23 protein-coding genes are annotated in these 25,660 nt (G+C 63.8%); 4 read left to right on the top strand and 19 right to left on the bottom strand.

Annotated elements, in window-relative coordinates; genetic code table 11:
- Nucleotides 1-2: 2 nt before the first annotated feature.
- From AAGA11_04860 to AAGA11_04850, 3 genes are all read right to left on the bottom strand, one after another.
- Nucleotides 3-674, bottom strand: coding sequence for a protein glxC (locus AAGA11_04860; GenBank protein MEM9602169.1), 672 nt, complete (start codon nucleotides 672-674; stop codon nucleotides 3-5).
- Nucleotides 671-1,558, bottom strand: coding sequence for a glutamine amidotransferase family protein (locus tag AAGA11_04855; protein MEM9602168.1), 888 nt, complete (start codon nucleotides 1,556-1,558; stop codon nucleotides 671-673). The genes AAGA11_04860 and AAGA11_04855 overlap by 4 nt, the downstream gene beginning before the upstream one ends.
- A gap of 95 nt (nucleotides 1,559-1,653) precedes the next feature.
- Entirely contained in the window at nucleotides 1,654-2,268 is a 615-nt protein-coding gene (locus AAGA11_04850) for a cupin domain-containing protein (protein MEM9602167.1), read from the bottom strand.
- Nucleotides 2,269-2,484: 216 nt separating this feature from the next.
- On the opposite strand from AAGA11_04850, the gene AAGA11_04845 reads away from it, so the two are divergent.
- Nucleotides 2,485-3,825, top strand: coding sequence for an NAD(P)/FAD-dependent oxidoreductase (locus tag AAGA11_04845; GenBank protein ID MEM9602166.1), 1,341 nt, complete (start codon nucleotides 2,485-2,487; stop codon nucleotides 3,823-3,825).
- 106 nt (nucleotides 3,826-3,931) lie between these two features.
- Here the strand turns inward: AAGA11_04845 and AAGA11_04840 are convergent, their stop codons facing one another.
- From AAGA11_04840 to AAGA11_04775, 14 genes are all read right to left on the bottom strand, one after another.
- The gene (locus AAGA11_04840) at nucleotides 3,932-4,102 is read right to left on the bottom strand and encodes a hypothetical protein (GenBank protein ID MEM9602165.1); all 171 of its coding nucleotides are present in this window, start codon (nucleotides 4,100-4,102) and stop codon (nucleotides 3,932-3,934) included.
- A gap of 24 nt (nucleotides 4,103-4,126) precedes the next feature.
- Complete coding sequence (locus AAGA11_04835; protein MEM9602164.1) at nucleotides 4,127-5,500, bottom strand: ammonium transporter; 1,374 nt, start codon at nucleotides 5,498-5,500, stop codon at nucleotides 4,127-4,129.
- A gap of 151 nt (nucleotides 5,501-5,651) precedes the next feature.
- The gene (locus AAGA11_04830) at nucleotides 5,652-6,380 is read right to left on the bottom strand and encodes a type 1 glutamine amidotransferase (GenBank protein ID MEM9602163.1); all 729 of its coding nucleotides are present in this window, start codon (nucleotides 6,378-6,380) and stop codon (nucleotides 5,652-5,654) included.
- 306 nt (nucleotides 6,381-6,686) lie between these two features.
- The gene (locus AAGA11_04825) at nucleotides 6,687-9,074 is read right to left on the bottom strand and encodes a DUF1989 domain-containing protein (GenBank protein MEM9602162.1); all 2,388 of its coding nucleotides are present in this window, start codon (nucleotides 9,072-9,074) and stop codon (nucleotides 6,687-6,689) included.
- Between the two features lie 8 nt (nucleotides 9,075-9,082).
- Complete coding sequence (locus tag AAGA11_04820; GenBank protein ID MEM9602161.1) at nucleotides 9,083-11,044, bottom strand: ABC transporter permease subunit; 1,962 nt, start codon at nucleotides 11,042-11,044, stop codon at nucleotides 9,083-9,085.
- Complete coding sequence (locus AAGA11_04815) at nucleotides 11,044-12,078, bottom strand: betaine/proline/choline family ABC transporter ATP-binding protein (GenBank protein MEM9602160.1); 1,035 nt, start codon at nucleotides 12,076-12,078, stop codon at nucleotides 11,044-11,046. Before AAGA11_04815 ends, AAGA11_04820 begins: the two co-directional genes overlap by 1 nt.
- Before the next feature lie 200 nt (nucleotides 12,079-12,278).
- Nucleotides 12,279-13,217 (bottom strand): ABC transporter substrate-binding protein, encoded by a 939-nt coding sequence (locus AAGA11_04810; GenBank protein ID MEM9602159.1) that lies wholly within the window; start codon nucleotides 13,215-13,217, stop codon nucleotides 12,279-12,281.
- Between the two features lie 129 nt (nucleotides 13,218-13,346).
- Nucleotides 13,347-13,949, bottom strand: coding sequence for a hypothetical protein (locus AAGA11_04805; protein ID MEM9602158.1), 603 nt, complete (start codon nucleotides 13,947-13,949; stop codon nucleotides 13,347-13,349).
- The gene (locus AAGA11_04800) at nucleotides 13,946-14,785 is read right to left on the bottom strand and encodes a carbon-nitrogen hydrolase family protein (GenBank protein ID MEM9602157.1); all 840 of its coding nucleotides are present in this window, start codon (nucleotides 14,783-14,785) and stop codon (nucleotides 13,946-13,948) included. Before AAGA11_04800 ends, AAGA11_04805 begins: the two co-directional genes overlap by 4 nt.
- A gap of 8 nt (nucleotides 14,786-14,793) precedes the next feature.
- The gene (locus tag AAGA11_04795) at nucleotides 14,794-15,204 is read right to left on the bottom strand and encodes a hypothetical protein (GenBank protein MEM9602156.1); all 411 of its coding nucleotides are present in this window, start codon (nucleotides 15,202-15,204) and stop codon (nucleotides 14,794-14,796) included.
- A gap of 45 nt (nucleotides 15,205-15,249) precedes the next feature.
- Nucleotides 15,250-16,617 carry an FMN-binding glutamate synthase family protein gene (locus AAGA11_04790; protein MEM9602155.1) on the bottom strand — a complete coding sequence of 456 codons (1,368 nt, stop codon included), beginning with the start codon at nucleotides 16,615-16,617 and terminating at the stop codon, nucleotides 15,250-15,252.
- Nucleotides 16,618-16,671: 54 nt separating this feature from the next.
- On the bottom strand, nucleotides 16,672-17,541 hold the full coding sequence (locus AAGA11_04785; GenBank protein ID MEM9602154.1) for a GXGXG motif-containing protein: 870 nt from the start codon (nucleotides 17,539-17,541) through the stop codon (nucleotides 16,672-16,674).
- Nucleotides 17,529-18,464: a glutamine amidotransferase gene (locus tag AAGA11_04780; protein MEM9602153.1), complete on the bottom strand. Its 936-nt coding sequence runs from the start codon at nucleotides 18,462-18,464 to the stop codon at nucleotides 17,529-17,531. Before AAGA11_04780 ends, AAGA11_04785 begins: the two co-directional genes overlap by 13 nt.
- Before the next feature lie 120 nt (nucleotides 18,465-18,584).
- A complete protein-coding gene (locus AAGA11_04775; GenBank protein MEM9602152.1) occupies nucleotides 18,585-20,063 on the bottom strand; it encodes a glutamine synthetase family protein in 1,479 nt (492 codons plus the stop codon).
- Nucleotides 20,064-20,298: 235 nt separating this feature from the next.
- On the opposite strand from AAGA11_04775, the gene AAGA11_04770 reads away from it, so the two are divergent.
- Nucleotides 20,299-20,994 (top strand): FadR/GntR family transcriptional regulator, encoded by a 696-nt coding sequence (locus AAGA11_04770; protein ID MEM9602151.1) that lies wholly within the window; start codon nucleotides 20,299-20,301, stop codon nucleotides 20,992-20,994.
- A gap of 59 nt (nucleotides 20,995-21,053) precedes the next feature.
- On the opposite strand, the gene AAGA11_04765 is transcribed toward AAGA11_04770, so the two are convergent.
- Nucleotides 21,054-23,417: a methyl-accepting chemotaxis protein gene (locus AAGA11_04765; GenBank protein MEM9602150.1), complete on the bottom strand. Its 2,364-nt coding sequence runs from the start codon at nucleotides 23,415-23,417 to the stop codon at nucleotides 21,054-21,056.
- Between the two features lie 256 nt (nucleotides 23,418-23,673).
- Between AAGA11_04765 and AAGA11_04760 the strand changes: the two genes are divergently transcribed.
- Both AAGA11_04760 and AAGA11_04755 read left to right on the top strand, forming a co-directional pair.
- A complete protein-coding gene (locus AAGA11_04760; protein MEM9602149.1) occupies nucleotides 23,674-24,036 on the top strand; it encodes a response regulator in 363 nt (120 codons plus the stop codon).
- A 6-nt stretch (nucleotides 24,037-24,042) separates the two neighbouring features.
- A complete protein-coding gene (locus tag AAGA11_04755) occupies nucleotides 24,043-24,507 on the top strand; it encodes a hypothetical protein (protein MEM9602148.1) in 465 nt (154 codons plus the stop codon).
- A 101-nt stretch (nucleotides 24,508-24,608) separates the two neighbouring features.
- Here AAGA11_04755 and AAGA11_04750 read toward each other — a convergent pair whose 3' ends face one another.
- Entirely contained in the window at nucleotides 24,609-25,460 is an 852-nt protein-coding gene (locus AAGA11_04750) for an HDOD domain-containing protein (GenBank protein MEM9602147.1), read from the bottom strand.
- Nucleotides 25,461-25,660: the final 200 nt, after the last annotated feature.

Genomic DNA, 25,660 nt, shown 5'->3' with positions numbered 1-25,660 from the left:
CCTCAGTAGTCCGACGCGTTGTCGATGTCGAAGTGGTAGAGCTTGCGCGCCGAGCCGTAGCGCGTGAATTCGGCAGGATCGACACCGGTCACACCCGCCTCGTGCAGCAAGGCACCAAGCTCGTCGAGGTGCTCTGCCTCCATGGGCTTCTGCACGCAATCGGCGCCGAGGCTCGCCACGCTGCCGCGCACGTAGAGGCGCGCCTCGTAGAGCGAGTCACCAAGCGCGTCCCCGGCATCGCCACACACCACAAGACATCCCTTCTGCGCCATGAATGCGCTCATGTGGCCAACGTTGCCACGCACCACGACGTTGACGCCCTTCATCGAGATACCGCAGCGCGAAGACGCGTTGCCGTCGACCACCACCAGCCCGCCGTGGCCGGTGGCGGCACAGTACTGTGAGGCGTCGCCGCGCACGTGCACCCGACCGGACATGATGTTTTCCGCCAGCCCGGGCCCCGCGTTACCGCGCACTTCGATGTCGGCGAGCTGGTTCATGCCACCGCAGTAATAGCCGACGTTGCCGTCGATCGACACCGAGTGAGCCCCGGTCGCACCAACCGCGACGGCGTGGCGACCAGCCGGGTTGACTGCGCTGAGCTCACCGGTCACCTCGCCATGCAAGTGCGCATTGAGTGCACGCACACCGTCGTTGAGATCGAATGTGGTCATGCCGCTTCTCGCTCCCAGGTGTAGATCTGGCCGGGTTCGGGTTCCCAGACACGCGCCTCCGTTGCCCCGGGCAAACGGGCAATGGCCCGGTACTCGGACGCCATCGCAACCCAGTCATCGGTCTCGGCGAGCACCGCCGGCTTGCAGGCTATGGGGTCACGCAGCACCGCGAAGCCCTCGCGTGTACCAATGGCAAAGGTGTAGAAGCCGTCGAGGTCTTCGAGCGCAGCCGACAGCGCATCGGCCAGGGAATCGCCCTCACTCAGGCGGTGGGCGAGGTAACCCGCAGCCACTTCGGAATCGTTCTCGGTCTTGAACTGCAACCCTGCTCGTTCGAGCTGGGCCCGCAAGCGGTTGTGGTTCGACAGCGAGCCGTTGTGCACCAAACACAGGTCCTGCCCGGTGGAAAACGGATGAGATCCCTGGGTGGTGACCGCGCTTTCGGTGGCCATGCGGGTGTGGCCCAACGCGTGGCTGCCGCGCACGGCGCCCAGGTCGTAGCGCGAGACGAAGTCGTCCGGGTGCATCGCCTCCTTGTAGATTTCGATGCGCTCGCCGACGCTCATGACATCGGCCTGCGGGCAGTGCTGTGCAAGCCACGCCACGGTCTGCGGGCCGACCTCGCCGGTCAGCAGCACGTGTGCGCCGAGCACCTGCGCCGAGCAGCCGATCTGCTCACGCGCAGTCTCGACCAGCGCAGCGCGTTGCGCGTCATCGGCGACGCGAGCCGACAGTTTTTTGCCCTGCCCGGCACCGCGGTAGAGCGCGACACCCGCGCTGTCCGGTCCGCGGTCACCCATCTGCACCAGCATCTCTGCCAGCAAGGTACCGAGGCGCTCCGATATGGTGTCACGCTTGGCGTACAGCCCGACTATCCCGCACATGTGGTTCTCGTATCTGCAGCTACATCAGCATGAAAGGGTACGTCCGGGCCAGGACAGCGTCAACCGTGAGTGGATGATTTTTCATACGAGGAAAATCAGTTACCGTCATCTCGCACGATGAACGCCAGAAACTCCGCCGGCAGGGCAATCAGCGTCTCGGGGCCGTGCGGTGCGTCAGCGTCGAAGAAGAGCGAGTCACCCGGGCGAAGGTGGTAGAGCTTCTCGCCGTAGCGGTAGACCACTTCGCCACTGAGCATGTAGATGAACTCCTGCCCGGCGTGCTGAAACAACGGGAAGACCTCGCTGCCTTCGCGCAGGGTGATCAGAAACGGCTCGACCAAGGTCTTGTCACCCACACTGTGGCCAAGCAGGCGGTACTCGTGCCCGGCGCGCGTACCGCGTCGCTCGATCGGCAAGCCCTCGCCCGCACGCACGTAGCTTGCGTCGCGTTGTTCTTCGAAGCGCCTGAACAGCGCGGTAACCGGCACGTTCAACGCTGCTGCCAAGGCGCGCAAGGTCGCAAGCGACGGCGATGTCTGGCCGTTTTCGATCTTCGAGAGCATCCCGGTCGACAACCCGGTGGTGCGCGAGAGCGCTGCCAGTGTCATGCCGAGCGCGGAACGGTACTCGTGTACCTGTTTGCCGATGGCTTTCTCGAGTGGCGAGACCGCGTCCTTGTCACCGGCTGCGTCCTCGTTTTGCGACTGCATGTTGCGCCTACCGTCCTCCAGACGAGTGCACAACCTACACCGCGCGACCGACGGCCGCCACACCGGCGGACGCCGCGCCGCGATCGTCGCGCGGTGCGGCGTCGCTGCAAAAGGAGGCGATTGTGCGATACGGCGACCCGTGCTCTACGTGTCACGATGCCGATAAGTTGCGATACAAGTGTGTCATTCCAACCAACCCTGAAGGAGAGTGAGTAGATGGGCAAACGAGTGGCAGTGATTGGCGCCGGACCCTCCGGTTTGGCCCAACTCAGAGCGTTTCAATCCGCCGCGGCAGCCGGTGCAGAGATCCCCGAGGTTGTGTGCTTCGAGAAGCAGTCGGACTGGGGTGGCCTCTGGAACTACACCTGGCGCACGGGCCTCGACGAGTACGGTGAGCCGGTGCACGGCTCGATGTACCGCTACCTGTGGTCAAACGGCCCAAAGGAAGGCCTGGAGTTTGCCGACTACAGCTTCGAGGCGCATTTCGGCAAGCAGATCGCCAGCTACCCGCCACGCGCCGTCCTCTTTGACTACATTCAGGGCCGCGTGCAGCAGGCCAACGTGCGCGACTGGATCCGCTTTCGCACGCCGGTACGCCAGGTCACCTACGACAACGCCAGTGGTCGGTTCTCCGTCCGCGCGCACGACCTCGTCAACGACAACGAGTACACCGAGACCTTCGACAATGTCGTCGTGGCCAGTGGGCATTTCTCCACGCCCAATGTGCCGGATTTCGATGGCCTCGACCGGTTCAACGGCCGCGTGTTGCACGCCCACGATTTTCGCGACGCGGTCGAGTTCAAGAACAAGGATCTTCTGATCATCGGCACCAGCTACTCGGCCGAAGACATCGGCTCGCAGTGCTGGAAGTACGGATGCAAGTCTGTCACGGTCAGTCACCGTACGGCACCGATGGGGTACAAATGGCCAGACAACTGGACCGAGGTCCCGCTGTTGACCTCGGTCTCGGGCAACACCTGCGCCTTCAAGGACGGCAGCACAGCCGAGGTTGACGCGATCATCCTCTGCACGGGTTACCTGCACCACTTTCCCTTCATGGACCCTGAGCTCACCCTCAAGACCGCCAACCGTCTCGCGTCGGCGGATCTCTACAAGGGCGTGGTGTTCAACCCGAACCCGAAACTCTTCTACCTCGGCATGCAGGACCAGTGGTACACCTTCAACATGTTCGATGCACAGGCCTGGTACGCACGTGACATCATCATGGACCGCATCGAGGTCCCGGATGCGGCAGCGCGTGAACAGGACGTGGTCGACCGTGTCGCGGCCGAAGACGCGCTCGAAGACGACTACGGTTGCATCGTCTACCAAGGCGACTACGTCAAGGAACTGATTGCCGACACCGACTACCCGAGTTTCGATGTCGACGGCGCAAACGAAGCGTTCTTCCAGTGGAAGAAGCACAAGAAGGAAGACATCATGACCTTCCGAAACAACGCCTACAAATCGGTGATCACCGGCACCGTGGCGCCGCTCCACCACACCCCGTGGAAGGATGCGCTGGACGACTCAATGGAAAGTTACCTCGAAAACTGAGTGGACTCGCAGGCGCACCGCGGTGCGCCCGGGTGTCTGAAAAACAAAAGGGCCTGAACCGCGTGTTCAGGCCCTTTTTTGATGACGGCGCTCAGACCGTCTGCGTTCAGCCCTTGCCGTTGTGGTAGGAACTGGACTCGTGCGCGGCACCGAGCACGATCGCAAGCACGCACAGCCCGAGCGCGATGAACGCCCAGACCCCTTCCATGCCCGAGCCGGCACCGGTGTACATGGCGCCTTCAAAGCCGGTCCAGGTTGCTTCAACAGGTGAACCCATGGGTTATCTCCTTCTGTTCGTGAATCAGCTGTTGCCGGCAGACGTCGCGCTCGGCCCTTCCGGGTAAGCGACTGCCGGCACCTTGGTGATGTCGAGGCCATCGATCTCGGCGTGTTCAGGCACGCGCAACATGCCGAACATGTTGAGCAGCAGCGAGAGCACGTAACCCGGAATGAAGCCGCAGGCAAACATGACGATCAGGCCGACGATCTGGCCGGTCAACGACGTCAGGGCGACACCCTCACCGGGCAGCGCCGGGTAGCCGGACGCAAAGATGCCAACCGCCAGCACGCCCCAGGCGCCCAACGTGCCGTGGACAGTGACCGCGCCAACCGCGTCATCGAGGCCCATCTTCTCGAAGAAGCGCGCCGACGCCGGCATGAAGCACGCGCCGACAAAACCGATTGCAAACGCCATTGGCGGCCACCAGAGGTCGAGGCCCGCTGCACAGGAGATGATGCCGCCGAGCGCGCCTGACATCATCCAGAACGGGTCGCGCGTGACCACCCAGGCGCCGATGATGCCGCCCGCGAAGCCCATGAGGATGTTGAAGGCGAGCGCAGACAGCGTGACCGGTGTGCCGTAGATGGTGCCGAACGCCACCGAATCCCACGACCAGGCCTCACCCGGAAAGATGGCGCAGGCCATCAGGAAGCCCCAGAAGCCGACGATGATCGTCATCAGGCCGATCAGGGTCAGCGGCATGCTGTGGCCCGCGATGTGATTCGCCTGGCCGTTGGTGAACTTGCCGATGCGGGGCCCGAGGTTGATCAGCACACCGAGCGCAAAGAAACCCGCCACCATGTGCACCACACCGGCCGCGCCGAAGTCGTGGTAGCCGAATTCGGTGACCAGCCAACCGTCGGAATGCCAGCCCCAGGCCGCCGCCAACACCCAGGCAAACGCGCCAAGCACAATGGCCAGGATGATGAAGCCCACCAGTTTGATCCGTTCGATGACCGCGCCCGACATTATCGAGGCGGTGGTCGCAGCAAACAGCGTGAATGCACCCCAGAACACACCGCTGGAATCGTCGGCTGTGTTCGGGCCCATGCCCTCCGACCACGGCAGGAAGTACGCTGCGTATTCCGAGCCGCTGATTTCCATGCCGCCCGCCGTGAGGCTGAATCCGGTCGGGAAGGCCCAGTACACCCAGAAGCCGAACAGGAAGAAGGTCGGCACGAGAAAGGCGAAGGCCAGGATGTTCTTGATGCCGGACGCCAACACGTTCTTGGTCCGTGACGCTCCCATTTCGTAGGCGAGAAAGCCCACGTGGATGAGCACCATCAGCGGGATCGAGAGGTAGTAGTAGGTCTCTGCGAGCGCGGTGTTTGTCCCCCCGCTGCTCGACTGCAGGGCCGCGACCTCCGCCGCGAGTTTGGCAATTTCCTCTTCCATTAAGCACTCCTCGTTGTTGTTGGTGATGTTGGCAGCACGTCGGCTGTCCAAGTGGGGTGAATCGGTGTGGCTGAAGGCGATCGGCCGTGTGCGCAAACGCCGCCTGTCGTCACGGCGTGGTCTGGCACATCGCTGCCGCGCATCAGGCGGTTCACGCCCGCGCCACCGCGCGCTCGGCGCACGCGAGCCAGTTGGCGTACAACTGCTCGCACAAGGTGTTCATGTCGGCGAGGTGCGCATCGCACGACGCGGCCAGCTGCCCTGCACCGTCGGCACCGAGCGCCGCGTGCAAGGCGTCACGGTACGCCGGTACCGCGGCCCAGGTTGCGACGGTGTCCGCTTCGGCTTCAAGGTGGAACTGGCAGGAAAACGCGGTGTTGCCGAACTGCATCGCCTGCACCGCGCAAACCGGGCTCACGGCGAGAATCGACACGCCAGACGGTGCCACCGTCACCTCGGCGCTGTGCCATTGCAGCGCGTGAAAGTGCGCTGGCGACCCCGCGGTGAACGCATCGCCGCGCCCAGCGGGCGTGAGCTCGACCGGTAGCACACCGATTTCGGGCGTGCCCGGTCCCACCTTGCCGCCCAACGCAAGCGCCAGCAACTGGTGGCCGAGGCACAGCCCGAGGTACGGCATGCCGCGGTCAACAACGGCACGTTGGATCGCGTCGACTTCGGCCCTCAGCCAAGGGTGTTGATCGGTTTGCCACACATCCATCGGCCCGCCGAGCACCCACAGGGCGTCGAAGGCCGCGACCTCGGGGATGCGTTCGCCGCGGTGCAGCATCACGGTGTCGAGCTTGTGACCGTCTCTCGCCAGCAGGGTACGAAAGTACCCGGCGTGTTCATCGTCGTGGTGTTGAAAACACACTATGTCCATCGACGCTCACTGAGTGGCAGTCCCTCGGGACGTTCACGGTTTCGGTGGGATGACAGGCATGGCATCGCAACTGCTCAGCTGTTTGCACCGCAACGCCAAAACAATACAACTGCCCCCAAACACAGGCAATACGCTTCCCTTTTTTGGTGCAGTATTGGACCACGTACCATACAAGCATGGCTCAGCACGGCTGTGTCACCGTGTCGCGGCGCATGGCACGATGACACCGAGTCTCGGTTGAGACTGCGCAAAAATGACCCTGGCCTGTATTACCATTCCGTCGTTACAACATCCCGGTGTCAGAACTCAGGCGCTCTCGGCTGTGTAGTGGCCCCGAACGCGTTGCTTTTCGGGATCGAAGTGCGAGAGCCGCACGACGCGGCAACCGAGCCGTTTTTGCAACCCGTCGAGTTGACCGACTTCAAGCGCTGTACCGGGCGCCGCGTGCGTGACATCGACCCGCGCCATGGCGATGGTCTTGCCGAGGATCGGTGACCTCATCGCTGAGGTGATTTCGCCCACCTGCGCTCGCCCCAACCGCACGCAATCGCCATTGGCAGGCACCGTGCCGCTGTCAATCTCCAGACCGACAAGCACCTTTTGCGGGTTCGTCTTGCGTCGCTCGAGAGCCTCGCGACCGATGAAGGGGTCTCCCTTGGATTTCAACGGCACCGTGAACCCGATACCCGCTTCAAACGGATCGGTCTGGTCCGAAAACTCGTAGTTGGCGAAGATCAGCCCCGCTTCGATGCGCAGCATATCGAGCGCCGCGAGGCCGCAGGGCAGCATGCCACGGGGCTCACCGACCTTGCGAATCGCCTCGAACACGGCCGCCGCGTCGCGCGGATGGCAGAACACCTCGTATCCCAACTCGCCGGTGTACCCCGTGCGGCTCACCACCACGGGCACCCCGTGCATGTCGCCCACGCGCGCTATGGTGAAGCGGAACCACGCGAGTTCCTCCACGGTGGATTGCGCAGGCGGCGTCCAGAACACCTCGGCGAGGATGTCCCGCGACAACGGACCTTGCACGGCAATGTTCGCCAACTGGTTCGTCGAGTTGCGCACCCAGACGTCGAGCTGGTGCTTCGCCGCTTGCTCGCGCAACCACTCACCGGAACTGTCGCAACCCCCGATCCAACGGAAGTTGGTGTCCGCGAGGCGAAACACCGTGCCGTCATCGATCATGCCACCGTGCTCGTAACACATGGCTGTGTAAACGACTTGGCCAACGCTCAGCTTTTTCATGTTACGGGTGACACACAGTTGCATTAATGCCTCGGCATCCGGGCCAGTCACTTCGTATTTGCGAAGCGGAGACAGGTCCATCACAACCGCTTTCTCGCGGCAGGCCCAGTACTCCGCGATCGCACCGGCGTTGGACATCTGGTTGGCCAGCCAAAAGCCGTTGTATTCGGTGAAGTCACGCGTGTACGCGGCAAAGCTCGCGTGAAAACCGGTCTCGCGGGTCTCTTCCATATCTGCCTCTGCGCTCTTTCTGAAAGCGATCGAGCGTTTGAAGTCCTCGTTCTTGCTGTACACCCGCACCTGAATATCCGTGGGGTTCCAGCCGTTCGCCGGATCGATGTCGCACGGACACGCAGTGGAAACGCACAGCAGATCGGTCACCGCCCGCAGCAACACGTATTCGCCTGGTCGTGACCAGGGGTCGTCCATGCCGAGCGCGTTGGCGTCGTCGAGCATCGTGTTGAAGAAAAAATTGATCGCCGGCCAGCCCCCGCGCGGTCGGATCTGCCAGGCAGCCAACTCGCGGTTCATGTTGTCGGTGCAGTTGATGTGCCCCGGGTACCCGAGGTCGTCGTAGTAGCGCGACGTGCACGCCAGGCCGAAGGTGTCGTGTCGGCCGCAGGTGTCAGCGACGAGCTCGACGAGTTGGGTCTGATCGACTGTCCAGTACTTTGAGTACAAGCCCGGCGCGGGGTACCCCAGGCCGCTGAAAGACCGCGTGGCCGTCGGGTCGATCTCACGTTCGAGCCCGCGGTCGAGGTCCCGCAGGGCGAAGGCCTGGAAATCAGAGCACTCACGCCCCTGCACATCGAGTATCTGGAAGTACTGACCCGCACGCACTTCGTAGGCGTGCGCCTGGCCAGGCTGAATGTTCGCATCGTGCAACGGATCGGCCAGTGGCGTCGGCGCCGTCAGGGGTTCGCCATCCTCCCCGCCCTTGTACTGTCGCACGCGACTGCGAGTGACGTAGAGCACGACGTCGGTCGGGGGGGTTTGCTCGTGTGGCAACATGGCATCCCCCACCGCGCACACGATCAACAGGCCATCGCAACCCGCCGTGAACTCGGCAACGTCACCGGCCCGCGAGCCTTCGCCAAACACCCGCGCGGCGTCGGCGTTGGCCAGGTCGAAACCCGCCCGTTCGAGCGCTCGTCGCACCCGTGCGCCGCTGGCGTCGCCAGCAGCCAGCGCCCGCTGAATCCCGTTCGGCACGCCTGCACTGGCGGCGCCCAGCATGCCGATGTCGGAGCGCCCATCCGGACTGAAGAAGCTGAATTCAATCGGCTGCAAACCCTCGGTGTCGACCAGCGTGATCACATCACCGGCTTCGAGCTGCACCGCACGGGTTCCACCACCGGGTACCGGGTGGCGCTCCACCCCGGTCGGCAACACCAGCAGCCCGGGCTCGCGGACGCCGCTGTGTTCTCGCGGTTGTTCCAGTCGCATGACCTACCTCACTCCAGGCCCAGGGCACGCCGCTTGTCGGCCGCCCAGCGCATGGCCAAGTGGTCCGCCGCCAGGCCCATGAACGCCACGCAGAGGCCCAACACCAGGCCCTTGCCAACGTCGGTGGACGACAACGCACGCTGCATCTCCTGGCCGAGATCCTGAGTGCCAATGAACGCGGCGATGATGACCATGAAGAGCGAAAACATGATGCTCTGATTGATGCCAACCATCATGGTCGGCAGCGCCATCGGCAAGCGTACCTTCCACAGTGTTTGCCGTTTGTTCGCGCCAGACATGTCTGCCGCTTCGATCAGGGTGTCGGGCACACCGCGCAAGCCCTCGATGGTGTAGCGCGCCAGCGGCACCATCGCAAACACCACCACGGCCCCGATCGCGGCGACATCGTTGACCCCGAACAGCATCACCACCGGAATCAGGTAGATGAAACTCGGAAAGGTTTGTGCGGTGTCGCATATCAACAGGCCAACCGCGGCGCGTCGTTCGTTGCCGGCGGCCCACATGCCGAGCGGCAACCCGAGCAGTGCGGCCAGCAGTACCGCGAAGCTCACCATGTAGGCGGTGATCATGGCACGGTCCCACCAACCACTCATCGCGATGAAAACGACAAAGGCCGACACCAACACAGCGCTGGCGCGGCCGCCGATGCGCCATCCCATGGCTGCAACAAAGGCAATCACCGCGGTGAACGGAAGCCAGAGGTAGGCGTCCCGCATGGGGATCAGGACATCCTTGATCAGGAAGGCGCGGATGGCCAGCGTGACTGGGTCAACGAGGCGAATGAAACCGTCGAGCACGAGGTCCAGCTGCTTTGAGATGGTGAACGCCTGCGTGCGCTTGACTTCCTGCGCCAACGGCCAGAACTCCGCCAGCACCCAGCACGCTGCGACGAGTCCCGCCCAGACAAGCACGAACGTGTTGCGCGCCGCCCAGGGGGTGCCCTTTTCGAAATGCACGGGTTGCCGTTCGGCCCAGGCTTTCGAGCACCGGTCAAGCACCACGGCCAACAGCACGATGGTGATGCCAATCTCGACCGACCGACCCATTTTCAACGCCTGCAGCAGTTGCAGGAGTTTCTGGCCGAGCCCCGGCATGCCGATGAAACTCGCGAGGACAACCATCGCGAGGCTCTGCATGATCACCTGGTTCACGCCGACGAGGATGTCAGTGCGCGCCGACGGAATCCGCACATGCCGCAGCAACTGCCACCGGGTCGCACCGCACATGTGCCCGCTCTCGACAATCTCGGGCGGCACTTTTTTCAACCCGAGCAGGGTCATCCGGATCATCGGCGGCATGGCGAATATGATGGTCACGATCGCGCCGGCCTTTGGGCCGACGCCGATGAACACCACGACGGGAATCATGTACGCGAAGTGCGGCAGCGATTGAGTGACGTTGAGGATCGGGTTCAGCACGGTCTCGAACCGCCGGCTGCGCCAGGCCAGAACGCCGAGCACGAGGCCGAACAACACCGCGATGGGTGCGGCGACGATGATCACAGACAAGGTCTCCATCGCCCACTTCCACTGGCCGAGCAGCGCAATCCAGACAAAGGTGCCGCCGCTCAACAGGCCGAGTGCCCACCCCCGCAGCGCGTAGCCGACCATGAAGGCCGTTGCCGCGACCACCGTCCACGGGATCGGATCCTCAAGGCGCGGCCAGCGCCGTTTGCCGTACAGCAGGTTTGCCGTGACGTCGAGCAACCACTGGACGCCGTCGGCAAAGGCGCGGGTCACGTGGATCAAGCCGAGGTCGTCGCGCACGAAGGCGAACACGGCGTTGATCCAGTCGGCGAAGGGCCACACCAGCCACTCTGGCGGGCGGATCAGCCAGTCCGGCGCGAGCGGTTTCGCCAGCACCAGCGCGAGCGCCAGCGCGGCAATACCCCACCACACCCGGTTCGGCTGCGATCGATCGGGCGGAGACGGCTCGACCGGCGCGGTCATCAGCGCGCCCCGAGCAACACGTTCAGCGCGTCCTCGCGCTGCATCACCCCGACACAGGTGCCGGACGCGTCGACCACCGGCAACTCGGCGCGCGGGTCGTCGACCAGCCGACGCGCGAGCGCGTGCACCGTCGCTGACGCGGCGATGCCGTCGCCGTCAGGCACCGGACCGTCGGCCACGCTGCGCATCAGATCGCCGGCGTGCACCACGCGGGCCTTGTCGATGTCTTCAGTGAACTTGGCCACGTATTCGGTGGCCGGGTTCATGACGATGTTGCCCGGCTTGTCGATCTGCTCGATCGCCCCGTCCTTCATGATTGCGATGCGGTCGGCCAGACGCAGCGCTTCGTCGAAGTCGTGGGTGATAAACACGATCGTCTTGCCGAGCATGTCCTGCAGGCGCAGGAACTCGTCCTGCATTTCACGCCGGATCAGCGGATCGAGCGCGGAAAAGGGTTCGTCGAGAAACCAGATATCGGGTTCGATGGCCAGGCTGCGCGCGATACCAACGCGCTGCTGTTGGCCGCCCGAGAGCTCGCGGGGGAAATAGTCCTCGCGGCCCTGCAGGCCCACCAGCTCGATCACCTCGAGCGCGCGTGCACGGCGCGCGTGCCTGTCCTGCCCGCGCATTTCGAGCGGGAAGGCGACGTTGTCCAGCACGGTTCGGTGGGGCAACAGGCCGAAGCTCTGGAACACCATACCCATCGCGTTTCGGCGCAGGTCGATCAGCTCGGATTCACTCAGCGCCATGAGGTCCGCACCCTCGACCTCGATGTGCCCGCCGGTGATGTCGACAAGCCGCGATAAACACCGCACCAGGGTGGACTTGCCCGACCCGGAAAGGCCCATGATGACGAGCATCTCACCTTTCTGAATGTCGACTGAGACGTTCCGCACCGCCGAGATGTAGCCGTTGTCCCGAACCACCTCGAACCCCGGGTCGCCGCCGTCAAGGCTCGCGAGGTAGGCAGCTGGCTGGGGCCCGTAAAGCTTCCAGACATTGCTGCAGGAAATCACGGTTTCAGACATGTTCAGGGCCCCTCGGGCGGCGCTTCAGGCGGTGTCATTCGCGTGCATCGCGGGTGGCCGACGAGCCGGTCCGCGACACCAGCCTATCGCCGTGCCACGCCGGAGTCGACGTGCGCACGGCGCACAGGCCCGGGCCGAGGCACACCCGCGCGGTCGCCAGTGGCACCGCGCACGCACGCCGGTGGATCAGCCCGTCTGGCAGAGCATCACTCCGTCCAGGACTTCCAGGTGTCTTCGTTGGCTTCAAGCCACGCGGTAGCCGCGTCTTCAGGCTCCATTTCGTCGACGTCAACGAGCTTCGCCATCTCGGCGATCTGCGGGTTGGTGAAGTCAATTTTACCAAGCACGGCACGCGCTTTAGGCCACTTCTCCGCCATGCCGCTCCAGGCCGCCTTCTTCAGGTAGCCGTTGGGCGGGTTGCCGCAATCGTAGGTCGCGTTGGGGTTGGGCCCGAGCGACGGGTCTTCCTTGCAGCCTTCGAAGTAGGTCGGGAACTCGACGAACTCACCCGGCCACACAGCTTCAACGAAGTTCGGCGTCCAGTTGAAGATCACGACCGGCGCGTTGCGCTTCTCGGCCGCAGCGACCTCGGCCCAAAGTGCGGATGCCGAACCGGCGTTCACCACGACAAAGTTCATGCCGAGGGCTTCGACGCGCTCAGCATCGTGCTTGAGCCAGTCGACCGGCCCGCCGAGGAAACGGCCCTTGTCACCGGTTTCCGGTGTCGCGAACTTCTCCGCACACGCGTTCAACGCTTCCCACGACGGCAGACCCGGGCAGTGGTCCTTGGTCCACATCGGGTACCACCAGTCCTCACGGGTCACCGCGTTGTGGTCACCGGCGTCTTCGATGCCGCCCTTGGCCAGCGCCTCGTTGAAGGACACACCGAAGGCGCCCTCCCAGACTTCCAGCTCCAGCGTCACGTCACCGAGGCGCACCGACTCGTAAACAGCCTGGCTGTCGGTGGACACGAACTCGACGTTGTACCCCATCGACTCGTAGATCTGGCCGACGACGTGGCTCATCACGATCTGGCTGGACCAGTTGTGGGTCGGGATGATGATCGGGTCAGATGACTCCATGGCCTGCATGGCCATGGGCGACGCCGTCAGCGCGGCGGCAAGCATCAGTGGTCTGAGTTTCATTCTCTTTCCTCCGGGGATGGTTGAGGGGCTGATCTTGCAACCCGCTCGGGTCCGGCGTGTACACGGGACGTGCACCCACCGGGGTTGTGTACGCGACGCGTGTACACCGGGCACACACGCAACGTGACGTTAAACATGGAACGGTGGCTCCGCGACACTGCTCGACCAATCCGGCTCGAAGCCGAGCACGATGGCGTCCGAGGGCGCACCGGGGTTGAACAGCCCGTTGTGCCAGTAGGTCGCCTGCCAGTAGTAGTTGCGCTGCGTGAGTCGCCAGACCTTGCAACGCAGATCGACCCGCTGCGCGTACTTGTCGAACGTCAGCGTGACGAAGCGGGCACGCTGGATGCGCACGGCCCCCTCCGACTCCGGCCCGAAGCTCGCTGTGACCATGTCGGAAAACTGTTGGGCCTTCTGGTAGTAGGTCGAACACAGCAACCGCAGCGCATCTTCCCGGCGTTTGGCGGGGTCGAAGGTTTTGCGGCTGATGTGTTGCATCTCCGGCACCATCGAGTGCTCAGGCAAGCGGTTCAACACCGTCATCACCTGACCCAGGGCGTCGAGTGAGCCGTCGTCCGCGCGCACCGACAACACCGGCATCATGCTGTCGTCCGGTTTGCCGCCGTGGTCGCGCATGCGCATCTGGCGCACGCGGCACTGCCAGCGCAGGAAGCCGAGCGCAGAAGGCGCCCGCTGCGCGGGGTCACGGTCGTGCACCTTCGTCAGGGTCATACCACCGACCCCGTCTTGTGGTGCTGTACCCGGAACGGCCGAACGTGTGTGAGCCTCGGAATACGGTTTCGCGCTTCGACCGCGGCCGCCATATCGATGTCAGCGGTGATCACACCTGGCGAGTCGCCGCCATCAGCGACGATTGTTCCCCACGGGTCGATGATCAGCGAGTGACCGTAGCACCCGCCCCCCCCGTCGATGTCGCCGACCGAACACGCTGCGATCACCCAGGCACCGTTCTCGATCGCACGGGCGCGACACAGCGCGTGCCAGTGCACGGCACCGGTGGCACGCGTGAAGGCCGCCGGGATCGCCATCACCGTAGCGCCGTCAACCGCCATCGCCTCGTACAGGCCCGGAAAGCGCACGTCATAGCAGATTGAACACCCGAGCGTGCACCAGCCCGCGTCGACCACGCAGGCCGCGTCACCGGCGGCGACGACATCCGATTCGCGGTACACCTCGCGTTCGGACAACTGGATATCAAACAGGTGGACCTTGTCGTACCGCGCGACGATCTCACCCTCCGGGTCGATCACCACGGAGCGGTTGCGGACCTTGCCGGACGGTGCCGGCGTCGCGAATGACCCGGCGTGCGCCCACACACCGTGTTCACGCGCTGCGCTTCGCATCGCAGCGACGTAGGGGTTGGTGCCCTCCTCGGCCGACGGCGGTGCGAAGCGCCCCGCATCCACCCGGAACCCCGCCGCGTACTCGGGCAGGAAAAGCGCCTCGGCACCCTGGCCGACCGCCTCTTCGAACCGCGCCAGCGCCGCCTGGGTCGCCGACTCGAAGGTCGGCTGCGGCGCGACTTGCAAGCACGCTACACGCGTCACGGGAACACTCAAAACTTGGTGTAGGCCAGACGAAGCTGCGTGAGCGGGTGGCGTTCGGACATCTGGAACTTGATCAGGAGTTCACGCGCGATCATGTCTCTGTCCTGTTGGTTGTCGGGCAGATTGATCTTGTCCGGCACCCTGACCCAGCCGTTGATGTTCCGGTCGAACACCGCCGGGTGGCCGTCCTCGTAGCCCATGTGCACGTCTTCGAGCCAGTTCAGGTCGTCCCAACCCATGACCTCCATGTACTTCGCGAGGAAAGGTGTCAGCCGGTCGTAGTCCGGCACGAGGTTGACATCGTACCGGTAACCGATGTGTTGGCCGATCTCCTGCTCGCGCGCACTCTCGAGACCATCGCCCTTGATGAACTGGTCGACGTCGGTGATTTCCGAGCCCTTGTAACTTGTTCCAGCCATTGCTGTCTCCGCCAGAACGAGGCCCGGGCGGGCCTCGCCGGTCGATTAAAGGTGGTGGTAGTCCTCGACACCCACGGTGTGGTTGGTGCCGGCCAGGGGCACGCCCGCAATGGCCGACGCCTCCATGGTCAGTGCCGCGAGGTCTTCAGGCTCGAGCGAATGGATGTTGGTCTTGCCGCACGCCCGCGCGAACAGCTGCGCCTCGATGGTGAGCGTGTGCAGGAAGTTGTACACCCGCTCCGCAGCCTCGTCCGGGTTGAGGCGCTTGCGCAGAGTCGGGTCCTGCGTCGCCACGCCGACCGGGCAGCGGCCCGAATGGCAGTGGTAACAGTAGCCGGGCTCCACGCCCATCTCTTCCTGGAAGTTGGCCTCGGGGATGTCCTTGTTGCAGTTCAAGGCCATCATCGCCGAGTGGCCGATGGCAATGGCGTCAGCACCGAGCGCAATCGCCTTGGCGACGTCGGCACCGTTGCGGATGCCACCGGCGTAGACCAGCGAGATCTCACCGCGCTTGCCGATGTCGTCGATCGCCTTGCGCGCCTGGCGGATCGCCGCCATGCCAGGCACACCCGTGTCTTCGGTGGCGAGGTGCGGGCCGGCACCGGTGCCGCCCTCCATGCCGTCGATGTAGATCGAATCCGGGTCGCATTTGGCGGCCATGCGCACGTCGTCGTAGACCCGCGCCGCACCGAGCTTGAGCTGTATCGGGATTTGCCAGTCCGTTGCCTCACGGATCTCCTGGATCTTCAGCGCGAGGTCGTCAGGCCCGAGCCAGTCGGGGTGCCGCGCAGGCGAGCGCTGGTCGATGCCTGCGGGCAAGGACCGCATCTCGGCCACCTGATCGGTGACTTTTTGCCCCATCAGGTGCCCGCCAAGACCGACCTTGCACCCTTGGCCGATGAAGAACTCGCAGCCGTCGGCCAGCACGAGGTGGTTCGGGTTGAAGCCGTAGCGCGACTGGATGCACTGGTAGAACCACTTGGTCGAATAACGCCGCTCGTCGGGGATCATGCCGCCCTCGCCCGAACAGGTCGCGGTGCCGGCCATGCTGGCACCGCGAGCAAGCGCGGTCTTGGCTTCAAAGCTCAGCGCGCCGAAGCTCATGCCGGTAATGTAGATCGGGATGTCGAGCTCCAGCGGGCGCTTCGCGCGCGGCCCGATCACGGTCTTGGTCAGGCACTTCTCGCGGTAGCCCTCGATCACGAACCGCGTGAGCGTGCCGGGCAGGAAAGTCAGGTCGTCCCAGTGCGGGATCTTCTTGAACAGGGAGAAACCGCGCATGCGGTACCGGCCCAGTTCGGACTTGATGTGGATGTCGTCTATGACGCGCGGCGGAAAAACAAAGCTCTCGCCGAGGCGGTTGACATCGCGCTCGAGCTTGGCCTTCGGCGCCCGCTCTTTCGCCCGCGTGATTTCCGGCGCATCCGAATCTTCGTAGTACTCGGGTGATTCCACAGTGTGTTCTCCCTAGAGAATGAGTTTCTTTTCGCTCGGTTCGAGGTTGTCGTAGTTCCACAACTGACGACCGGCGACAATCTTCTTGAAGTGCTCCACACCCTCGCCGGGCAACAGATCGTACTGACCCAACTTGCGGGTCAACCACGCCTTGTCGAGGTCCGTCAGCGGCTCCTCAACCGCGTCCACGCCGAGGCTTTGAATCGTGCCGCCGACGAAAATCGTGCCGTCGTACATGGAGTCACCGAGGTTCTTGCCGGCGTTGCCACAGAACACCATGCGGCCGCGCTGCATCATGAAACCGGTGAGTGCCCCGGTGTCACCACCGACGATGATGGTGCCGCCCTTCTGATCTATGCCCGTGCGCGAGCCGACCGAGCCGCGGCAGACGAGGTCGCCGCCGCGGATGGCCGCGCCAAAGGTGGAACCGGCGTTTTTCTCGATGACCACGGTGCCGGCCATCATGTTCTCGCCACAGGACCAGCCGACCCGGCCCGTGATCCGCACGTTCGGCCCGTCGATCAAACCGACGGCGAAGTAGCCAAGCGAGCCTTCGAACTCGAGGTTGAGCTTGCTCAGGATGCCAACCCCGAGGCTGTGCATGCCGCGTGGGTTGGTGATCCGGACCGTGCCGACGCCGTCCTGCATCAGCTCGCGAATCTTGAGATTGACCTCGGTTGCACTCAGCCCGTCAGCGTCGATCTCGGCCCGCTTCGCCGTGTCGACCACCGGCGCCCAGGGGTAGAGAAAATTCTCGTCCTCCGCGGGCTCGAAAAACGCCTGCATCGAACGCCCGGTCAGTTGCTCGGACATCATGCCCAGCGCTTCGGCGCGCTCTTCCTGGCTCAGGGCGCGCAGTTCCGTCTCGTTCATGCCTGCCATACCCGCACCTCCTCGTCGTAGGGGTCGTAGGTGTCGATTTCCTGAGGCAGAATGGCGCGGATTGCCACCTCCTCGGACGCCATCGCGATCATGTCGTCTGACTCGTACAGCACCAGCGGCTTGGCCGCCATGGTGTCCTTGGCCATGCCGAGCGCATCCGAGGTCGCCACGAGGTAGGTGAACACCCCGTCGATTTCCTCGATCGACGTGCGCAGGCTGTCTTCCAGGCTGACACCGTTGGCCAGGTTGTCCGCCGTGTAGACCGCGAGCAGTTCGCTGTCGCAGTTGGACATGAACCGGTGGCCCTTGCGCTCCATCTCACGGCGCTTGAGCCAGTAGTTGGTGATCTGCCCGTTGTGCACCACCGAGACGTCGTTGTACGGAAACGCCCAGTACGGGTGTGCCGAACGGATGTCGACGTCCGATTCGGTCGCCATGCGGGTGTGCCCGATGCTGTGGGTACCCGCAAAATCGCCAAGCTTGTATTGATCCGAGACGACCGTCGCGTCGCCGAGGTCCTTGATCAGCTCGAGCGAGTTGCCGAGCGACAGGATCTCCGCGCCGTCGACGTCCTCGATGTAGCGCGCCAGCGCCTCGGTGTCACCGGAGTGGGAAATGACATAGCGCATCGCGTAGGGCGTGGCGGTCTCGCGCGACTTGATGCTCGCACCGTGCTCGGCCAAGCGCCCTTCGACCTGCGCGATGCGGTCGGCGATCAGGCCGCTGATCTCGTAGCCCGACGCCATGTCTTCGGCCTCGGCCACCTTGAACCGCATCACGTAGTCGCCCGGGGTCGATTCCCCGTACACCGCAAAGCCGGTCGAGTCCGGTCCGCGGTGCTTCAACGCCTGCAACATGGAGGTCATCTCCCCACCGACGTTGGAGCTTTTGCCTCGGTGGATGAGGCCAGCAATCCCACACATACTCTTTCCTCGTTGGCGCGCGGCCGGTCGGTCCAGACAAGCCGCACGTGTGCCACCCACGCCGCGGGTGGCGTCTGTTGGCTGCATTCGGGGGGCCGCCGAACCCGGCGGCCCGGCGGATCAAGGCAGGCAATCCATGTAGGTTTCCTGGTCCCAATCGGTCACGGTGTGCATGAAGCGCTCCCACTCGTCCTGCTTGTACTCGTCGTACAAACGGAACATTTCACCCGGCATCGCCGACTGAATCACCGGGTCGTTGCGCAGCTCCTGAAGCGCATCGCCGAGGCTCATCGGCAGCTTCTTGACGTCCTTGCCGGCTTCCATCGCCTCGTAGATGTTGCGCTCTTCAGGCTGACCCGGGTCGAGTTGATTGACAAGCCCGTCATCGCACGCCTTGAGGATGCCTGCGCCCATGAGGTACGGGTTGACCATCGAATCGACCGACCGGTACTCGAAGCGACCCGGTGCCGATACACGCAAGCCGGTGGTGCGGTTCTGAAAACCCCAGTCGGCGAAGATCGGCGCCCAGAAGCCGGTGTCCCAGAGACGCCGGTAGGAGTTGACCGTGGACGAACCGATCGACGTCAACGCGCCGAGGTGGGCCACGATACCGCCGATGGCCTGCAGCCCGAGCTTGCCCGGCATCTGCGGGTCATCGGTGTCCGGCATGAACGTGTTGTCGCCACCGTGCCGGTACAGGTAGTTGTTGGCCATGCCCGGCAGGTTGTCCGGGTCGTTGCCGGTCTTGTGCAGTCGGTCCTCGCCGCCGAACCAGAGCGAGATGTTGTGGTGACAGCCCGACGCCGAGACACCCATGAAGGGCTTGGTCATGAAACACGCGATCAGGTTGAACTCGCGCGCCACCTGGGCACAGATCTGTCGGTAGGTGGTCAGCCGGTCGGCGTTGCGCAGCACGTCGTCGAACTGCCAGTTGAGCTCGAGCTGGCCGGGTGCGTCCTCGTGGTCGCCCTGGATCATGTCGAGGCCCATGAAGCGCGCGTACTCCATGACCTTCATGTAGACCGGGCGCAGGCTCTCGAACTGATCGATGTGGTAGCAGAACGGGTTCGAGAAGCCACCGTTCGGCTTGCCGTCCTCGCCCTTTTTGAGCCACATCATCTCGGGCTCGGTGCCGCAGCGCAGCGCCAGGCCGTTGTGGTCCGCCTGGAACTGGTCGTGGATACGACGCAGGTTGCCGCGGCAGTCGGACGTCAGGAAACCGCCCGGGTTCTCCTTCTCCTCACGGTTGCGGAACAGCGTGCAGTAGAGTCGCGCGACGCGCTTGTCCCAGGGCAGCTGACAGAAGGTCTCGGGTTCGGGGATGCCGACGAGCTCGGCGGCTTCGGGGCCGTAGCCGAGGTAGTCGCCGCCTCGGTTGGTGAACAGGTTGACGGTTGCACCGTAGACCAATTGGAAACCTTTCTGGGCCACTGACTCCCAGTGGTCCGCCGGAATGCCCTTGCCGCAAATGCGCCCGGTGACGGAAACAAACTGCAGATACAGGTACTCGATGCCCAGGGCATCGATCTTCGCCCGGACCTCACGAACCAATTCGTCGCGGCCATCTGCCGAGACAAAGCCTTCCAAATCAGTCGCCATGTAGACTCTCCTGCGTGGAAATCGAAAAAGACTCGCCGGCAGAACACGCTATCAACGGGGGAGTGGGCCGAACCGCACCGCACTGACCGCCTTGGGAATGCCGGTCTCGCAGCCTGCACTATGGTGCAAGGCTCCGACCGGAGAGTAAATAACCAGATAGTCCAATCGCAACCAGTTTCTCTTGTTTGGTACAGTTTTGGGCTATAGTGCGCCGACACGCCGACGGGCCACGACCATGGACACCAGCGCGAGCCGCAAAACCATCTCGACCAAGACCGACGTCTATCTCGCCCTGCGCGACCGTATCGACGCCGGCGAATTCGCTGTCGGTGAGCGCCTGCCGGCAGAGCGCTCGCTGTCCGACCAGTTCGGTGTGGCGCGCGGCACCCTGCGCGAGGGACTGCGCGACCTCGAAACGGCCGGTTACGTCGAACGGCGCCAAGGCAGCGGCACCTACGTGGTGTTTCGCAAGAACCAGGACTCCATGGAGCTGATCTCCACGCTGCGCCCGATGGAGATGGTCGAGGCACGCATCGCCATGGAGCCGCACATCTGCCGCCTCGCGGTGCTGCACGCGAACGACGAGGACCTGCAGCGCCTGGACACCATGCTCAGCGCGATGGAGCAACTCGAGCGCGACCCCACGGCCTTCGGTCGCGTCGACGGCGCTTTCCACCTCGCACTCGCCGAGATCGCGGGTAACCGCTTGTTCTCGTGGATGACGCGCTTTCTCTCCGAGGCGCGCACCCAACAGGGCTGGTCCCAGGTGTTGACCCTGACCCTGAACCCCGAACAGATCCGCACCTACAACATCCAGCACCGAGCGATCGTCAACGCGATTCGCAAGCGCGACCCCGATACCGCCACACGTCGGATGCGCGACCACATCAGCTCAGCACGAGACTCGCTGCTCTCGATCGCCGGCGTCTGACACGCACAAAAAAGGGGCCGGTTTGGCCCCTTCTTGTCTGCGTCCCGGCGGGTTGCGCGCTAGAACTGCTCCCAGACCGCATCCTCGGCGGCGTCGCCCAGGTCGTCGTCCCCGCCCCGCGGCTTTGCCGTCGCGGGCGCCGGCAACTTGGCAGGCACGGCCGCCACCGGCTTGGCTTCGCTGGATTCGACGCCGCCGCTCACGGCCAACGGGACGCTGCCCGCTCCGACCACCTTCGAGCCCGAGCTACCCGCAAAGCTGCGGGCGTTGGCTTTGGCCCGAATCACGTTGTGACGCTGGTCAACCTTGAAGAAATCCACCGTCTCCTTGAGCTCGCCGGCCTTGCCGTTCATGGATTCCGCGGTCACGGCGGCCTGTTCGACCAGCGCCGCGTTCTGCTGGGTACTGGAGTCCATGTGGATCAGCGCGTCGTTGATCTGATCGATGCCGAGCGCCTGTTCTTCACTGGCCTGCGTGATCTGTCCCATGACGCTGGTGAGCTCGGCAACGAGGTCGACGATGTCGGTCAATTCCTTGCCCGAGGTTTCAACGAGGTCGGTGCCGTCCTTGACTTTCGCGACGCTGCTCTCGATCAGGTCCTTGATCTCGCGTGCGGCCGAGGCACTGCGGCCCGCGAGTTGGCGCACCTCGCTCGCGACCACCGCGAAGCCGCGGCCCTGCTCGCCCGCACGGGCCGCCTCGACGGCCGCGTTGAGCGCGAGCAGGTTGGTCTGGAAGGCGATCTCGTCGATCACGCCGATGATCGCGGCGATCTGCTCGCTCGACTTGCTGATCTCGTGCATGGCACCGACCGCACGTTCGGCGATCTTGCCACCCGCGCTGGCACGCTCGCGCGTCGACATCGCCAACTCGTTCGCCGCCTTGGCGTTCTCGGCGTTCTGCCGCACTGCGCTGGTGATTTCCTCGGTACTGGCTGCAGTCTGCTCGAGGTTTGCAGCCTGCTGTTCGGTGCGGGACGAGAGCCCGCGGTTGCCTTCGCGCAAGCTGCCCATGCCCTGGTTGACGTCAACCGTGATCGACTTGGCGTCGCTGATGATGTCGCTCATCTTCTCGCGCATCGCGACGAGCTCGGAATAGGCCCCGATACGGTCCTGGTCCTGCGGCCGCGAGCGCAGGTCCCCGGCGCTGAGCGCCTGGGCAAAGCTCAGGATCTCCACTGGATCGCCACCGAGGCGTTGGTAGATCACGCGGCCGATCATGAAGGCCCAGAAACCAACGAACAGGGCAGCAAGTACCATGGCCGCGACGGTTTCGTAGAGCAACCGGTCCATGACGGCAAACGCCTCCGCATACGGCATCTTTGCCAGCAGCGCCCAATCCAACTGCGGCACCGAGGCCGGCATGTAAGCCAGCAGCGCCGATTCGCCGTCGACCTCTTCGATGAACGAACCCTCGTTGCCGTCGATCGCAAGGTCGACGCCGTCGGACTTCAACTTGCTCGCAATGATGGTGTTGTCCTCGACCAGGCGGTCCTGGGAACGCATCAGGTTGTCCGGGCCCACCGCGAGGATCCGGCCACCTTCGCCGAGACCGGTCGGTGCGGCGAGGATCGCGTTGATCGGCTCGACCGGCATCTGAAAGACCAGCGCACCGATCAACTTCTTGGCGGGGTTGTAAATCGGGGAGCCGACAAACATGGCGGGCGCGTCGTAGGACGGGTAATAGGTGCCGAAGTCGGTCCAGGCCACCTCACCCTGTTGCAAGGTCAATGCGCGACGCGCCGCCTCGGCGAGTCCGGTGTCGCGGTAGGGCCCGTTGAAGAGCTTGGTTGCGTAGTCGAGCTCCTTGTAAACCGAGTAAACCACCCGGCCGTTCTCGGGCTCGACGATGAAAATATCGTAGTAGCCGAAGCGGTCGAGAAAGTCCGCCAACTTGCCGTGGATGAAGGCATGCGAGTTCGCAAAGTAGCCGCTGATGTTCGGTTTGCCCATCAGGTGCTTTTCGCCGAGCGGGTTCGGGTTGTTGGCAATGAACTGGTATTGCGCAATGACCGTCTGCGGGTCTTCGGGAATGCTGAGCTGTGTCGCCTCGCCGTTGCGCGTCTCGTACTCGGCCGCGAACTGCTCGGTGTAGTACTTCTGCAGCTCGGTCTGCATCTCGGCAAACTCGGCGTCACTGTACTGGTCAGGGTTGGCAAAACCGTCCCACTGCTGCGTGAGCAGCGCGGTTGCGTTCATGACGGTGCCGTCGTCCGCCAGCACCACGGCGTGGTCGGTCACTTTCTCGAACAAGGCCTTGAGGTGCGCAGCGCGCCCCGCCAGCATGCCCTCGAGGCTGCTGAACGACTGCCGTGTGATTTCGGACCGTGTTTCGCTCTTGATAAAGGCGGTTGTCGCCAGCAGCGGAAGCAATCCCGCTCCCAACATCGACACCATCAACAGCCTGCGCATATTCATCTTCATGGCGAGAGTCTCATTCCCTGAAATGTCACAAGTACAGTGGCGTGTAGCGTCCACCACGCACCTGTCCTTTAGGTAATCTCGCCTCTGGCGACTCACTGTCCTGGCGTCCCGATTCAGCGCGCCTGCATCAAGCCATTGAATTCACATGACGCGTAGACGTCTGCACGCTGGTGGCATCGACGTGGTGCACGTTCACACCCTAAAGACGGCCGGATTCTTGCCGACACGTAACTCATGTTTGTCATGGAGACTCGACGTGTTAGTGCTTGTAGTTGACGACAGCACCTCTATGAGGATGCTGATCAAGCGAACTCTGAAACAAGCCGGTTTTGATGGCCTCGATATCACGGAGGCAGAGAACGGCCAAATTGCTTTCGAGAAGGTGGAATCGGCGAAACCCGATCTCATTTTGTCGGACTGGAACATGCCCGTGATGAACGGCCTCGAGTTTCTCAAGAAGGTACGCGAATCGGGCGTGACAACGAAATTCGGTTTCATCACCACCGAATCGACTGCCGAGATGCGCGAGATTGCCCGCGAGGCGGGTGCACAGTTTCTCATCAGTAAGCCTTTCAACGTGGAGTCGTTCGAGAAAGCGCTCCGCCCTGTATTTGGATAACGGACCATGCCGAATTACAACCTGCCCGCCTCCCCGCGCCTCAACGAAACGCTCGACATGATCGTGGGCAACGGCGTCAGCGCCAAGGAAGAAGGGTCGCTGGACCTCGCCGGCGCCAGCCACTTCGCGGTGTTCGTGAACCGCCAGGATGAAACAGTCGCCTACGCGCTGTGTGACTTGCCGGTGGCCGCTGCGCTGGGTGCCGCGCTGTCGATGGTGCCACCGGGCGCAGCCGAGGACATGGTCGCGGAGAAGGAGCTGACCGAGGCTGCTACCGCCAACCTCTACGAGGTAATGAACATTTTCTCGGCGTTGTACATGGACGACGACACGGACCACCTGCGCCTGACGGAGGTCAAGCCGGCGAACGATCCGTCCTACGCAGAGTTGAGTGACAGCAAGAGCACCACCTACACCATCGACGTGGGCCGTTACGGCTCGGGCCTGGTGCACTTCATCTCCGCAACCTGAATCGCACGGCAGCCTGTCTCAGTCGGCAGACCGGCAAGGTGCGGGCGCCGCAACGCTCTCACCCGCAGCCAGGCACACGGCGTGGCTGCCCTCTCCCCGCCTCACATCAAGCCCCGCAACACCGCGTGTGCGCTCTGCTTGGCGGCATCGAGTTCGGTGATCACATCGTCCGACTGGATGCGGCTCAACGTGCTGCCAGCGAGGATGTCCAGGATCAACGGGATCACGTCCTCGGCAACCGACTCACCCCCGCAGGCTTCAACCAGCCGCGTCGCAGCGTTGACACACTCGGCGACACCGCCACGGCCCGTGGCACCGTCGCGGTCACCCGCGTGGGTCATCGCCTCCACGACCGGCTCCGGCAGCTCCCACAGCCGGCCAATCGCGGCGCTGAGATCGTACAGCCCGAAACCGAAGGCGGTGTCGACGGTGTCCGACAACGGCACGTCCACTTCCAGACTCCAGTTCAGCACCGCCCGCATGTCCGCGGGGCGAGCGTGCACGAGCACCATGGTGCCGATGCCCGAAAACAGCGCGGCCGTGTAAGCCGGCGACGGCTCGCAGATGCCGTGGTCTGAGAGATTCGCGGCGGTGTGCGCGGCGTGCAATGACTGGAAAAGGAAGTCCGCCATGCGCACCGTGTCGGAGGGCATTTTCTCGACTGCGTTCACACAGATCAGCGCTGCCGCCATGTCGTGGATCACGCGGCGGCCCAGACGCACCACCGCCTGGTCGATGGCGGTCAGCGTGCTGCCGCGGTAGTAGAGGGGGCAGTTGGCGAGCCTGAGCACCTGCGCTGCAAACACCGGGTCGGCGCCGAGCAAGGCGATGAGCTCGTCCAGCTCGCAATCGTCTGCAGCCGACCGGTTGAACACTGCGTTGAGGACAGCGGGTACCCGCAGGGTGCGGTCGGCGAGCGCAACCACCTCATCAAACGCGAGGCGTTCTGTCACGACGGGGCCGGTTGGGATGGAGAGCGACTGCAAAGCGGCACGACAAGGGTGTTGGGCCTGTCAGGGAAGCATCAACTTTCTTGCCGAGTGGGGTTGCCACCCGCACCGATTCTGTGTCACGAGCCGTCAGCACCACAGCGGATTCCCCCGCGACTGCAAGGCCGGGTCCAGCCCGGACACGGGGCGCGTTTCAGCGTCCG

The organism is Pseudomonadota bacterium (genome assembly GCA_039196715.1).
Lineage (GTDB): Bacteria > Pseudomonadota > Gammaproteobacteria > CALCKW01 > CALCKW01 > CALCKW01.
The sequence above is the reverse complement of the archived record's forward strand: the minus strand, read 5'-3'. Positions and strand labels throughout refer to the sequence as shown.

What these genes read in the sequence shown, in the direction of transcription:
- AAGA11_04860 (MEM9602169.1), bottom strand. Translation starts at nt 674, where the DNA reads ATGACCACATTCGATCTCAACGACGGTGTGCGTGCACTCAATGCGCAC.
- AAGA11_04855 (MEM9602168.1), bottom strand. Translation starts at nt 1,558, where the DNA reads ATGTGCGGGATAGTCGGGCTGTACGCCAAGCGTGACACCATATCGGAG.
- AAGA11_04850 (MEM9602167.1), bottom strand. Translation starts at nt 2,268, where the DNA reads ATGCAGTCGCAAAACGAGGACGCAGCCGGTGACAAGGACGCGGTCTCG.
- AAGA11_04845 (MEM9602166.1), top strand. Translation starts at nt 2,485, where the DNA reads ATGGGCAAACGAGTGGCAGTGATTGGCGCCGGACCCTCCGGTTTGGCC.
- AAGA11_04840 (MEM9602165.1), bottom strand. Translation starts at nt 4,102, where the DNA reads ATGGGTTCACCTGTTGAAGCAACCTGGACCGGCTTTGAAGGCGCCATG.
- AAGA11_04835 (MEM9602164.1), bottom strand. Translation starts at nt 5,500, where the DNA reads ATGGAAGAGGAAATTGCCAAACTCGCGGCGGAGGTCGCGGCCCTGCAG.
- AAGA11_04830 (MEM9602163.1), bottom strand. Translation starts at nt 6,380, where the DNA reads ATGGACATAGTGTGTTTTCAACACCACGACGATGAACACGCCGGGTAC.
- AAGA11_04825 (MEM9602162.1), bottom strand. Translation starts at nt 9,074, where the DNA reads ATGCGACTGGAACAACCGCGAGAACACAGCGGCGTCCGCGAGCCCGGG.
- AAGA11_04820 (MEM9602161.1), bottom strand. Translation starts at nt 11,044, where the DNA reads ATGACCGCGCCGGTCGAGCCGTCTCCGCCCGATCGATCGCAGCCGAAC.
- AAGA11_04810 (MEM9602159.1), bottom strand. Translation starts at nt 13,217, where the DNA reads ATGAAACTCAGACCACTGATGCTTGCCGCCGCGCTGACGGCGTCGCCC.
- AAGA11_04805 (MEM9602158.1), bottom strand. Translation starts at nt 13,949, where the DNA reads ATGACCCTGACGAAGGTGCACGACCGTGACCCCGCGCAGCGGGCGCCT.
- AAGA11_04795 (MEM9602156.1), bottom strand. Translation starts at nt 15,204, where the DNA reads ATGGCTGGAACAAGTTACAAGGGCTCGGAAATCACCGACGTCGACCAG.
- AAGA11_04785 (MEM9602154.1), bottom strand. Translation starts at nt 17,541, where the DNA reads ATGGCAGGCATGAACGAGACGGAACTGCGCGCCCTGAGCCAGGAAGAG.
- AAGA11_04780 (MEM9602153.1), bottom strand. Translation starts at nt 18,464, where the DNA reads ATGTGTGGGATTGCTGGCCTCATCCACCGAGGCAAAAGCTCCAACGTC.
- AAGA11_04775 (MEM9602152.1), bottom strand. Translation starts at nt 20,063, where the DNA reads ATGGCGACTGATTTGGAAGGCTTTGTCTCGGCAGATGGCCGCGACGAA.
- AAGA11_04770 (MEM9602151.1), top strand. Translation starts at nt 20,299, where the DNA reads ATGGACACCAGCGCGAGCCGCAAAACCATCTCGACCAAGACCGACGTC.
- AAGA11_04765 (MEM9602150.1), bottom strand. Translation starts at nt 23,417, where the DNA reads ATGAAGATGAATATGCGCAGGCTGTTGATGGTGTCGATGTTGGGAGCG.
- AAGA11_04755 (MEM9602148.1), top strand. Translation starts at nt 24,043, where the DNA reads ATGCCGAATTACAACCTGCCCGCCTCCCCGCGCCTCAACGAAACGCTC.